The organism is Shewanella youngdeokensis (assembly GCF_033180165.1).
GTDB classification, from domain to species: domain Bacteria; phylum Pseudomonadota; class Gammaproteobacteria; order Enterobacterales; family Shewanellaceae; genus Shewanella; species Shewanella youngdeokensis.
The window spans coordinates 1,541,641-1,554,498 of record NZ_CP136522.1 but is presented as its reverse complement, the minus strand read 5'-3'; the positions used below and the strand labels follow the sequence as shown (position 1 = coordinate 1,554,498).

The following is a 12,858-nucleotide window of genomic DNA, read 5'->3' as shown; positions in this document are numbered from 1 at the left end:
AATCGAACAGTTAAGAGTGTTATGGATAAAATCACAGGAATGCGCGTGTTTGTAGAAGTGGTCAATTTAGGCAGCTTAACCGCAGCAGCTGGTAAACTGGAGATGTCAAGATCCATGGCAACAAGACACCTCGCAGCACTTGAGAAGAGCTTGGGTATGACATTACTGAGCCGGCATGCAAGAAGATTGCAAATAACCAGTGCGGGAGAAGATGTCCTACCATATTATCGACAAATTTTATCACTAAACGATAGCGTTACACATATCACAAGCGGAGAGGATGCTGAACCTCAAGGCTTGATTAGAGTCGCTTGTAGTGTGTCTTTTGGGCAATCCCATATCGCAAAATTAATACGCCAATTTATCTCAATTTATCCCAAAATTTCGGTAGAAATTATACTTACTGAGCGATGTATTGACTTAGCAAAAGAGCCTTTTGATATTGTTATCCAGATAGGAAAAGAACAAGATCAGCGGATGGTGTCTCGCCAACTAACTACTTGCCACTCATTAGTTTGTGCTGCACCAAGTTATTTGAAAAGCCATAACATACCCACTAAACCTAGCGACCTAGTCGCTCATAATTGTCTACTGCACATCAATCTGGGTAGTAACTGGTGTCTGCGCAATAACTCGGATGCAAATACAGAACACCCCATACAGGTGCCGGTGTCAGGTCAATTCAAATCCAATGACGTTATGGTGCTGTTAGAGGCAGCTCTTGCCGGTGAGGGAGTCACGTGTTTGCCATCTGTAATCGTTCAGCCTTACATTGACCAACATAAGTTAACCCTTTTGCTTGAGGAATACGTGATGGATGATGTAGCGATAAACATCCTTTACCAGTCCCGCAAGCACCTTGCAAAGCGCGTCCATAAACTGATTGATTTTCTGGTCGATGAGTTTGCAAAAAAACAATGACTAAAATAAGGTCAACGACCATTTAGCTTGTAGAGCATAAGGCTGAAATAGTTAAGCCCCGAACCCGTTCAGAACAAAACAGAGTTACTATTATTCCATTTTGGCAAAGCATGAGTTACTTGGGGCATGGAAAATCTCGCTTTAGCAAATGTTCAATACAGATAATTACCTACTCAAGCTCAAACAAACAAAATCACCACCCAAAAAACACTAAATAAGCAGAACTTCCTGTCATTTTCATCTTATTTCTCCTAAGATTACCAAACTTAGTATTGCCACATAAAAACAACGGAGCGTTCGATGAAAATACTATTGCTTACTGCTGCACTTATGAGCACATCTGTAATCTCGTCTGAACTATCAGTATCAGACATACAAAAAGAACTCGTAAACCCAATGTCTGACGTCGGTATGTTGCCAATTCAGTACAACTATCAAGGCACTGATATCGGCTCTCTAGAGACTATAAATCTTCAACCTGTATACTCTTTTGAAGGTACCGAAAACTACGGAGTGGTTGGACGTACAATCGTACCTCTGACGTCGTTAGATGGTGACTCTTATGACTTAGGTAATATCACTCAGTCAATTCTGTTTACGCCTAAAATTAGCAACCCTTCAGATGGCGTGGTTGCAGGTGGAATTATTGCAGTGGCTCCGACTTCAGATGCCACTGACGATTGGTCTGCCGGTGTTCAGGGGATCTATTTCCGCATGATGACCCCAACAGTGGCTACAGCATTAAACTTTAACTACGTAGCCGGTGGTCAAGAAGTAATGACGATTCAACCGGTGCTAGCAAAAATGTTCAGTCAAGGTAGTACAATATCACTCCAATCGGAGTCCGTGTACGATTTCGATTCAGAAAATTGGAATGTACCGGTGACATTAACCGTATCTCAAGTGCTTCCTATTGCTGGCGAAATATTCAATTTTCAGGCAGCAGTGACCTATAACGCATCATCAGATCTAACTGAATATTCACTTGGTGGGTCAGGGGTGGATGATTTCGCGTACCGCTTAACCGTTAAGTGGATTTGGTAACACCTATATAAGCAAAAGCCCTGTCAGCAGGGCTTTTTTGTGCCTGAATGATTTATTTCTTTAGTTACTCTTTAGTTACTATAAATGTGGGCAAATACTGCTTTGACTTCGTGAGAGTGCTGGCTCCACAAGTTTTGAACCTGAAAGTTGTCGTGGATTTTATGAGTTTGGATGATATCAATAAAACACCCGCATTCAACCGGGTTGTAGTTAACCGTCATACCATTAATTACAAGTTAGGAATATGCAACTACTCCATCGAGGTTCCAGAGCAAACGTCACTAGCTTGATATGGCTTTCCACACTTTGCTATACACCTATAAAATTGCAATGTAACTGAAAGATGAGGTGGTTAAGCGCGTATTTAGCATGTCACTACAATCACTTTAATGTTTCACCAATTCAGTATTGCAGCTTACTAGACGCTATGTGTGCTCACCAAGCTGTAATAAATAACCAGATACACTATAACGACTCTGGGCGGAGCCGCAGGGTGGCGTTATAGCTACAGTCGACAACTAACACGGCTCTGGGCTTTAGAGTCTTCACGTATTTTGCTCAGTTCCATGTGGTGTCAGACCTCCATTATATTGGTGGAGGCTGACATTAATGCAATACCCAATGATGTGATAATTGATACGATGCTTTGCTTCTAACAAGTTTCTATATTCTGCCGATGGCATACATTTCGTTTGGACAACAAACCTAATTGCCTTCGGGAATGTTAAAGCAAGCTAACTCGTTTTAAACGCTTTAATGCCATTGAGCTGTGCAGCCAGCGAGATAAATTTATGTGTCTCTTCTTCATCCCACACAATTGAATAAAAATCTTGCAGCGCTTGCGCAATCGACACGTTATCATTGACCTCATCATTACGAGCAAGAATACACAGTGATTTTTTACGGTTAAGATCTCTAAAACCACTGACGCACTTATTTGCAATATCGGCATACTCTTCAGGCCGATCAATTTTTCCAGCCATGTTTCGCTGCGGAAACAAGTTAGGGTTAATCAGCACTGACTTTATGCCATTTAAAAAGCCTATTCGTTCAGCCCAAAAGCCACCTAATCCCACCCCGACAATCAATGGTGAATCATCATCAGAAGAACTAAGCTCCCTTTTGACTTCATTCAACAAGTATTGCATATCGTTTTTAGGGTGTAACGTGCTGTAACTGACCAAGCGTACGTCTTCGTCGATGAAACGTAACTGGCGCATTTTGTCGTGATTACCAGGGCTAGTAGCATCAAACCCATGTAAATACAGGATCATTTAAAAAGCCTCTTCCTATAAGCGTGCATTAATTTTAGCAAAGCTATCAAACTGTGCTAGCCAGTTCGTTGTGATAATTTAATCGTTCAAAATATTGCGGGCGATAATTTGCGCTTTCTGCCAACGGTCACTGTCTTGCAGGGCGTGTGTCACGGCGGTAACATCCGGTTTTAACATGCTAGCAGTAACTGCTGGTGTACCTGTAGGCCACTGAACCCCATGCAACACTTCAGTGGCACCAGCACTATCATTACAGACTAAAATCATGTTACAGCCCGCATCAAGAGCAGCTTGAGCCCGTTGACAATATCCTCCGGCAACAGATGCACCTTTCATCCCAAGATCATCGGAAAAAATCACCCCATTAAATTTAAGCTCGGTGCGTAAGACACCTTGTAACCAATAACTTGAAAAGCCCGCTGGATTCGGATCCACCTTAGGGTAAATTACATGGGCAGGCATAATGCCTTGTAGACGTTTGTTGGCTATCAAATTTTTAAAAGGTTGCATATCGTTAGCAAAAATCACCTCTTTTGAGCGTGAATCAACAGGCTTGGCAATATGAGAGTCCGCAGCTACGCTGCCATGTCCCGGAAAATGTTTACCCACACTTGCCATACCCGCTTGTTCCATACCGGAAATAAATGCATTTGCTAGTGTTTCAACTTCAGCTTTATTGTCACTAAAGCTACGCTTACCAATCACCTGACTAATACCGTTGAGATCGAGAACAGGCGCAAAACTTAAATCAACGTCAACGGCTAATAACTCAACCGCCATTAAAAAACCTAATTCAGTCGCCCATGCTGTTGCTAACGATAAGTCACCTTCGGCAGCAGGAAGAATATCGCCCATTGCCGGCAATAACGTAAAGTCATCTTTAAAACGCTGAACACGGCCACCTTCTTGATCCACTGCAATTAATATATCAGCCCGTACTGCTCTAATTGATTTGACGAGTTTAATGAGTTGCTGGCGGTCAGTGTAATTGCGGCTAAACAGAATAAGGCCACCAACCATTGGGTGAGCGAGTTGCTCAGCTTCTGCATCACTTAAAAATGTTGATTCAAGATCTAGCATCAAATAACTCATATCACCTCAAAATTTCATAATCTAAAAATATGCTCTGTAACTAATGTAAATTAGAACACACCAAGCATAAAAATCAATCTCAACGGCAGGTTAAATAAGGGTTGCCCCATATTTAGCAATTATATGCAACGCCACAAAATGGCGTCTTTATCATTAATTTAACTAATGCTTTTTACACCTATAAAAATATCTAATGCTCGTTTACAAACAAAAGTGTGGGATACTTTTTTCACCAATTTATTCTAGCAGCTAAGATTAACATTAAGTGTAAGTTTTCTCTCAAGGTCATCAGCAGATAGCAATCAAAAATAGATGCCTGAAAGTGGGAGTGATCTTAGCCTCATTGGTAATAACTATAACTAGCTCAACAAAGGTTTAGCATGATTAGTGTATTTGACATGTTCAAGATTGGCATTGGCCCATCAAGCTCTCACACTGTTGGCCCGATGAAAGCGGGTAACATCTTTATTAATGATATCAACCAACAAGAGCTATCCAGCTCCTTTGATGAATTACGTGCTGAACTCTTTGGCTCATTAGGGCAAACCGGAAAAGGTCATGGCACTGGCAAAGCCGTTATTTTAGGGCTCATGGGCGAAGCGCCCGATACCGTTGATACCGATAAAATTGATGCCATATTAGAGGCAGTTAATGACAGAGAAAAATTAATCCTGCGTGATGGCCGTGAAGTAATATTTTCACGGGCGAATGGCATTACTTTTCACCGACGTAAAAGCTTACCAGCACATGCTAATGCCATGACACTATATGCATACTCTCATGGTCAGTGCATTTACCAACGTACTTATTACTCTGTGGGTGGCGGCTTTATTCTAGATGAAGATGAAATCCAAGCCCAAGACGCCTCACCTGCAGCCCCAATAAAATCTGCCCCTTTTGATTTTGGTTCAGCCGAGCAGTTACTGGCACAGTGTACTGAAAATGGATTTAGCATTTCGTCATTAATGATGGCCAACGAACTGAGTATTGCAGACGCTGACTCGATACAAACTAGACTGTGGCATATTTGGCAAACCATGAAAACTTGCGTTGAGCGAGGATATCAAAAAGAGGGAATTTTACCTGGTGGATTAAAACTTCGCCGCCGTGCGCCGTCGCTTTACCGACGTTTAAAAGCGGAAGGAAAAAGTGTGGTTGACCCTTTTACCGCGATGGACTGGGTCGATTTGTTTGCCCTCTCAGTAAATGAGCAAAATGCTGCAGGTGATCGCGTCGTTACGGCACCCACAAATGGGGCTGCTGGCATTATTCCTGCCGTGTTATGTTATTACGACATGTTTGTCCAAGAAGTCGATATGGACGTTTGCTGTCGTTATTTATTAACCGCTGCTGCAATTGGTATTTTATATAAAAAGAATGCTTCAATATCTGGTGCTGAAGTCGGTTGCCAAGGTGAAGTGGGCGTAGCTTGCTCAATGGCTGCGGCGGCGTTGACTGAAATTATGGGCGGTACGGTTGAGCACGTAGAAAATGCAGCAGAGATAGGCATGGAGCACAACTTGGGCTTAACCTGTGATCCCGTAGGTGGCCTAGTACAGGTGCCTTGTATTGAACGTAATGCAATGGGGGCAGTTAAAGCGATTAACGCGTCTCGTATGGCAATGCGTGGTGATGGTAACCATAAGGTATCGTTAGACAAAGTCATTAAAACGATGATGGATACCGGTAAAGACATGCGCAGTAAATATAAAGAAACCGCTAAAGGTGGTTTAGCCGTTAATATCGTAGAGTGTTAACGCTGTAGTAAAATAAAAAACCTCGCAATAGCGAGGTTTTTTTAATTTAATGCTTGAGAAAAAAACTAGGGCTGGCTTTCCCCTCAAGACTCACTCCCCAGATAATGATTACCTTACGGGAAGTTCAATATCTTCAAACATCGCTTCAATCTGCTGCGCATCTCTTAACGAAACCGCTTTCTCAACCACGCTACGGGTTAAGTGCGGAGCAAAGTGCTCCATAAAATCGTACATGTAGGTTCTTAAGAAGTTGCCCTTCCTAAAGCCAATTTTAGTTGTGCTATGAGCAAACAAGTGGCTGGCATCAATTGCGACCAAATCTTTATCCATGTTCTCATCAATCGCCATAGAAGCAATCACGCCGACTCCAAGCCCTAACCTCACATACGTTTTCAGTACATCGGCACTAGTTGCGCTAAACACTACTCGAGGCTCAAGACCGGCACGGTTAAAGGATTTTTCAATTTCTGATGCACGGTCAAAACCAAACACATAGGTTACTAGTGGAAATCGAGCTAGATCTTCAATACTAATATGGCTTCGAGAAGCTAATGGGTGACCACGAGTCACAACAATCGAGCGGTTCCAGTGATAACAAGGCAACATGATTAAATCGCTATAAAGATGCATAGCCTCTGTTGCAATAGCAAAATCGGCATCCCCACGTGCAGCCAGTTCACTTATTTGTGACGGTGTGCCTTGATGCATATGCAAATTTACTTTCGGATATCTCTCAATAAACCCTTGAATAATATGCGGTAATGCATATCTTGCTTGAGTATCTGTGGTCGCAATATTGAGCTCGCCTTGATCTGGCTTAGTGTACTCTTCAGCAACTTTTTTAATACTTTCGACTTTACCTAGAATGTCATTAGCAATACCAATTACTTGCAAGCCTGCGGGAGTTACATGCGTAAGATGTTTACCACTTCGGCCGAAAATTTGGATCCCAAGTTCATCTTCAAGCATTCTAACTTGCTTGCTAATACCAGGTTGAGAAGTATATAGATTTTCTGCGGTCGCAGAAACATTGAGGTTATGATTCACGACCTCTGCAATATATCTAAGTTGCTGCAACTTCATCTTTAGTCCTTCTCTTTGGTAGGCTTACAGATCCATTCATTCATAAATGATGATGCTAGAAAGTATATTAATTCGTTATAATGTAACAAAATAATTAAATCAAATGGAATATACCACAATTGTCATTTTGTGCGAACTGATATTCCTCAATCCATTATGAAGATTGCTATCCTAGAATGTTGATTTATAGTAGCATTGATGCCATATATAAAAATATTTGGGTCCAATATGATTATCGCTTTAGTCTTTGTTTTGATCGGTGCATTATTGCTACTTATCATCGGCGCTAGCATCCTTCAACAGCAAAAGGCACGCGCTGAAGCCCTAAGACGCACTGAACTTGCGCGGCAAAGAGCTATCATTGATGAAACCGAAAATGTCCTTTCCAACACCGGACTACTTCCTTGCTCTAACAGTATTATTACTGTGCTCTATAAACGAATGGAAGACGCACTGACAAGTGCTGCAACTTTAGCTAATGGGCAAAAAAATGATTATGAACGTCGACTTTTTGATTTGCGCGGTCAAATAGACACCCTCACTAACACTCCAAAAACAGATCCATCAATTGAGTTATTTAGGTTACCTGATAACGATAGACAGATCCTCACACTCGTTCAAACACTCAAGAAGATGAAGGCCATTCTACGCTCTGAACACAATAAGGGGCGAGTCAACCCGGCTGTTTTTAGCCAAGAAGAACAACGCATTGACAGCCTGCAGTTAAGGATCAACGTCGAATCCATGTTAGCGCGAGGCAGAGCAGCTTGCTTTATGAAGCAATATGGCTCTGCAAAACAAATGGTAACTAAAGCGCTCACAACGCTACATACTATTAAGGCACAAACTCCTAACGACCCTTTTATTGCTAAAAAAGTCGATGAAGCTAAAAAAATGCTAGAAGAAATTGCAGGAGCACAAAAGAAAGCGCAACCTCAGGTACCAGAGCCTAAAGCAGACGAAGATGATATTGATGTGTTGTTCCAACCAAAGCGTAAGTGGTAGGTTTTTGGTTAACAGCAAGCCATTACAACTGAACTGATAACAAGTAAAGCAACCTGACCCGCTACTTAAACGCGATACAATATCACTCCTTAATCATTAAAAATTGCCATTAAAAAGCCCCGATAAAATCGGGGCTTTTTATTATCTACTCAAACCTACGCCACTATTTTGCGGCTGGTTTAGTTTTAGGTTCTGCCTTTGCTTTGGGCTTAGCTTTAGCCTTTGGCTTAGCTTTTGGCTTGGCTTTAGCTTTAGCTTTTGGCTTGGCTTTAGCCTTCGCTTCTGCAACCCACTTACCATCAATAAACTTGGCATTCCAACCGGTGGCTTTGCCGTCAACGTCCGTCGCAACATATTGCTCTTTAGTCTTTCGACTAAAGCGCACTGACGCCAAATTACCATCATCATCTGCAACAGGGGCATCTGCAAGGTAAGCATACTTAGGCCATAACAAATCTCTATACTTAACTAGTTCTTCCACTAACGGGCCACGTGTTTCACGCGATTTAGGGAAGTTACTAGCAGCAAGGAAGATCCCTGCAGCGCCATCTCTTAAAACAAAATATGCATCTGATTTGGTACATTTAAGTTCAGGCAAATGAATTGGGTCTTCTTTTGGTGGCGCCGCCTCACCATTTTTTAGCAGTTTACGGGTATTTTTGCACTCTGAGTTCGTACACCCAAAATACTTACCAAAACGACCATTTTTAAGTTCCATATCGTTTTCACAACGATCGCACTCAATAATTGGCCCTTCATAGCCTTTGATCTTAAACTGCCCTGCTTCGACTTCAAAACCTTCACACGTCGGGTTATTACCACAGATGTGTAATTTACGAGTTTCATCGATAAGGTAGCTATCCATTGCTGTACCACAAATGCTACAGCGATGCTTTGCTCTTAATGCATCAGTTTCTGCATCCTCACCATTTTCACTTATCGCCTCTTCACCAGCCGTTAAGTTCATCGTTGTTTTGCAACGCTCTTTAGGAGGAAGTGCGTAACCAGAACAACCAAGGAATACTCCTGTTGAACCGGTGCGAATACCCATTGGGCGCTCACAGGTCGGACACTTAATATCTGTAAGTACCATTTCGTTAGGGCGCATACCACCTTCTTCTGGTGGTAACTCTGCGTGCTGTAACTGCTTGGTAAAGTCTTTATAAAAACCGTCGAGTACTTTTTTCCAGTCAAGTTTACCTTGAGCTACGTCATCTAACGTTTGCTCCATGCTTGCGGTGAAATCATAGCTCATCAAGTCTTCGAAACTTCCGACTAGTCGGTCGCTAACAATCTCGCCCATTTTTTCAGCAAAGAAACGACGATTATCGACTTTTACATAACCACGGTCTTGAATCGTCGAAATAATTGTCGCGTAAGTTGACGGACGTCCAATACCGCGCTTTTCTAGCTCTTTAACTAATGAAGCTTCGCTATAACGCGCTGCAGGTTTGGTAAAATGCTGTTTCGGCAGTAACTCTTGCAGCTTAATCACATCACCTTTTGCAACTACAGGTAATGTATTGTCTTCTTCGTTCTTTTTCTTAATCGCTGTTTGTACGCGAGTCCAACCGTCAAATCGCAATGTGCGACCAGTAGCTTTTAACTCGTAATCACCCGCTTTAACAGTAAGACGTGTTGCGTCATACTTAGCAGGTACCATCTGACAAGATACAAATTGACGCCAAATTAGCTCATACAAGCGCTGAGCATCACGTTCCATGTCACTCAACGATACTGCAGTCACTTTTACATTCGATGGACGAATCGCTTCGTGAGCCTCTTGTGCACCTTCTTTGCTGCCATAGCGAATTGGGGCTTCAGGTAAATACTTGTCACCAAACTCTTTGCCAATCATTTCACGCACATTATCGAGCGCTTCTTGGCTTAAGTTAGTTGAATCGGTACGCATATAAGTAATGTGGCCAGCTTCATATAAGCGCTGCGCCATCATCATGGTCTTTTTAACACCAAAACCTAAGCGAGTACTCGCCGCTTGTTGCAGCGTTGATGTAATGTACGGTGCCGACGGTTTGCTTTGTGTTGCACGGTCTTCTCTGGCGCTAACCACAAAACTTGACTGCGACAATGCATCCACTGCGCTATCTGCTTGTGACTGGTTAACAGGGCTAAATGCTTTATCTTGGTATTTTACCACTTGCATTTTCAGACGGTCATCTGTCGACGTTGACAGTTGAGCGTGCACATCCCAAAACTCTTCTGGAACAAATGCTTTAATTTCGCTTTCGCGTTCAACCACCAATCTTACTGCAACTGATTGAACTCGACCTGCAGATAAACCACGTGCGACTTTTTTCCAAAGCAAAGGTGATGCCATAAAGCCAACAACACGATCTAAAAAGCGACGCGCCTGTTGTGCGTTAACCATATTGGTATCAAGTGCCGATGGTTTACTAAATGCATCTTGAATGGCAGATTTCGTGATCTCATTAAACACAACGCGTTGATAGCGAGATTCATCTCCCCCAATAACTTCTTGAAGGTGCCATGCAATAGCTTCTCCCTCTCTATCCAAATCGGTTGCGAGATAGATGTGGTCGGCAGACTCTGCGAGGGTTTGTAAATCTTTAACGACTTTTTCTTTACCTGGAAGGGTCTGGTAGCGTGCTTTCCAGCCCTTATCTGGGTCAACCCCCATACGAGCAACAAGAGCTTGCTTCGCTTTTAAAGCCTTGTATTTTGCCTTCTCCTCTGGAGACATCTTCTTAACTTCAGCAGGAGTTTTACTCACGACTTTAGCATCTGAACTCGATGATGTAGGCAGATCACGGATGTGACCAACACTCGACTTAACAATGAAATCTTTGCCTAGATATTTATTAATAGTCTTGGCTTTGGCCGGTGATTCGACGATTACTAGCGATTTACCCATAAAATTATTTGCGCCAACAAGTTTCAAAACTCTGAAAATTTGCCCCATATATAGAGGGTTGTGTTAAGACTTTCAAGCTAATCCCTCTTTTATTTGCACTGGAGTACTATTTTTAAGCGTTTTTGAAATAAATGTGAAAAAAATTAGTGCTTATTAAAAAACTAATATTTCATTATTAGTCATGAAGCAAGTATTAGTTGTGAATTTCAATGCAATTGCACATTTTTTGAGACAAATAACTCATCTTGTATAGCCAACAAGCTTAAGTATACTGAGCTCAATAATTACAACTCAGGAATAGAAGTAACACCTGAGAACCTCCATAAAGGAAAATCAATGAAACACTTTGAAGCCAACTTCGACGGACTCGTTGGACCTACACATAACTATGCCGGTTTGTCATATGGCAACGTTGCCTCTTTAAATAACGCTGCAGCTGCATCCAACCCTAAAGCAGCCGCAAAGCAAGGGTTACTAAAAGCTAAATCCGTTGCCGATTTAGGCTTAGTCCAAGGGATCCTAGCTCCACAAGAGCGACCAGACCTCCATACACTTCGTAGAATCGGTTTTACAGGCTCTGACGCAGAAGTCTTGAGTAAAGCAGCTAAAAGCGCTCCAGCGTTGTTAAAAGCCTGCTGTAGTGCATCAAGTATGTGGACAGCAAATGCTGCAACGGTTTCACCTAGTGCCGACACACTGGACGGTAAATTGCATTTTACCCCCGCAAATTTAGTCGACAAACTTCACCGCAGCATTGAACCCAACACTACAAGCAATATTCTGAAAGCTACATTTAACGATAGCCGTTATTTCAAACACCACCAACATTTGCCTGAACACAGCAGTTTTGGCGATGAAGGGGCCGCTAACCATACTCGACTATGCAGTGCTTATGGTCATGCCGGTGTTGAACTATTCGTATATGGGCAAGAAGCGACTAACCCTTCTGCGCCTAAACCCCATAAGTTTCCAGCACGACAAACATTAGAAGCATCACAAGCTATTGCTCGCCTACACCAGCTTAATGATGAAGGGACAGTATTCATCCAACAGAACCCTGATGTGATTGACCAAGGCGTATTTCATAACGACGTAATTGCTGTTGGTAATCAGAACGTGCTTTTTTATCATGAGCAAGCATTTTTAAATACGCAAGCAAAATTTGCAGAGATAAAACGTAAATTTGGTGAATCGCCAATACATTTTATTGAAGTACCAACTGCAAAAGTTGCTATTCAAGATGCTGTTAAAAGTTATTTATTTAATACTCAGGTGATCACTTTACCGTCTGGCGAAATGGCCATAATTGCACCGACAAATTGTCAAGAAAATCCAGCTGTACATGCTTATTTAAATGAACTCATCACGCTAGGAACGCCAATAAAACAGGTGCATTATTTTGATGTAAAACAAAGTATGCAAAACGGCGGTGGTCCCGCTTGTCTTCGTTTACGTGTTGCAATGAATCAAAATGAAGCGGCTGCGCTTAACCAAAATACGATAATGAACGATGCATTGTTTACCCGTTTGAACCTCTGGGTAGATAAGCATTACCGCGATCGTTTATCGGTTGCAGATCTAGCTGATCCACAATTAGTAATCGAATCTCGCACCGCATTAGATGAGCTAACTCAGATAATGAAGCTCGGTAGTGTGTATCAATTCCAACAATAATTCTGTTAAATACTAAAACCACCTACTTTGTATATCAGTTAGGTGGTTTGATTTTATTTCAACAATATAACGACTCCTAAGAAGCCGTTATATTAAGGCTTATCTGCATTTATGT

9 protein-coding genes are annotated in these 12,858 nt (G+C 42.0%); 5 read left to right on the top strand and 4 right to left on the bottom strand.

Annotated features, from left to right (window positions below; genetic code table 11):
• Positions 1-21 precede the first annotated feature (21 nt).
• Together RGE70_RS06630 and RGE70_RS06625 are read left to right on the top strand one after the other, a co-directional pair.
• Positions 22-921, top strand: coding sequence for a LysR family transcriptional regulator (locus RGE70_RS06630; RefSeq protein WP_310470716.1), 900 nt, complete (start codon positions 22-24; stop codon positions 919-921).
• A gap of 300 nt (positions 922-1,221) precedes the next feature.
• Positions 1,222-1,965, top strand: a complete 744-nt coding sequence (locus RGE70_RS06625) for a hypothetical protein (RefSeq protein WP_310470715.1) — start codon at positions 1,222-1,224, stop codon at positions 1,963-1,965.
• A 734-nt stretch (positions 1,966-2,699) separates the two neighbouring features.
• Here RGE70_RS06625 and ycfP read toward each other — a convergent pair.
• Together ycfP and nagZ are read right to left on the bottom strand one after the other, a co-directional pair.
• Positions 2,700-3,239, bottom strand: a complete 540-nt coding sequence (gene ycfP / locus RGE70_RS06620) for an alpha/beta hydrolase YcfP (RefSeq protein ID WP_310470714.1) — start codon at positions 3,237-3,239, stop codon at positions 2,700-2,702.
• A 78-nt stretch (positions 3,240-3,317) separates the two neighbouring features.
• Positions 3,318-4,331, bottom strand: coding sequence for a beta-N-acetylhexosaminidase (gene nagZ / locus RGE70_RS06615; protein WP_310470713.1), 1,014 nt, complete (start codon positions 4,329-4,331; stop codon positions 3,318-3,320).
• A gap of 380 nt (positions 4,332-4,711) precedes the next feature.
• Here nagZ and RGE70_RS06610 point away from each other — a divergent pair, with 380 nt between their 5' ends.
• Positions 4,712-6,088 (top strand): L-serine ammonia-lyase, encoded by a 1,377-nt coding sequence (locus tag RGE70_RS06610; protein WP_310470712.1) that lies wholly within the window; start codon positions 4,712-4,714, stop codon positions 6,086-6,088.
• A gap of 108 nt (positions 6,089-6,196) precedes the next feature.
• On the opposite strand, the gene cysB is transcribed toward RGE70_RS06610, so the two are convergent.
• Positions 6,197-7,171, bottom strand: a complete 975-nt coding sequence (cysB, locus tag RGE70_RS06605) for an HTH-type transcriptional regulator CysB (protein ID WP_310470711.1) — start codon at positions 7,169-7,171, stop codon at positions 6,197-6,199.
• A 228-nt stretch (positions 7,172-7,399) separates the two neighbouring features.
• Between cysB and RGE70_RS06600 the strand changes: the two genes are divergently transcribed.
• Positions 7,400-8,176 carry a hypothetical protein gene (locus RGE70_RS06600; RefSeq protein WP_310470710.1) on the top strand — a complete coding sequence of 259 codons (777 nt, stop codon included), beginning with the start codon at positions 7,400-7,402 and terminating at the stop codon, positions 8,174-8,176.
• 163 nt (positions 8,177-8,339) lie between these two features.
• Here RGE70_RS06600 and topA read toward each other — a convergent pair whose 3' ends face one another.
• Positions 8,340-11,069 (bottom strand): type I DNA topoisomerase, encoded by a 2,730-nt coding sequence (gene topA / locus RGE70_RS06595; protein WP_310470709.1) that lies wholly within the window; start codon positions 11,067-11,069, stop codon positions 8,340-8,342.
• 336 nt (positions 11,070-11,405) lie between these two features.
• On the opposite strand from topA, the gene astB reads away from it, so the two are divergent.
• The gene (gene astB, locus RGE70_RS06590; RefSeq protein WP_310470708.1) at positions 11,406-12,743 is read left to right on the top strand and encodes an N-succinylarginine dihydrolase; all 1,338 of its coding nucleotides are present in this window, start codon (positions 11,406-11,408) and stop codon (positions 12,741-12,743) included.
• Positions 12,744-12,858: the final 115 nt, after the last annotated feature.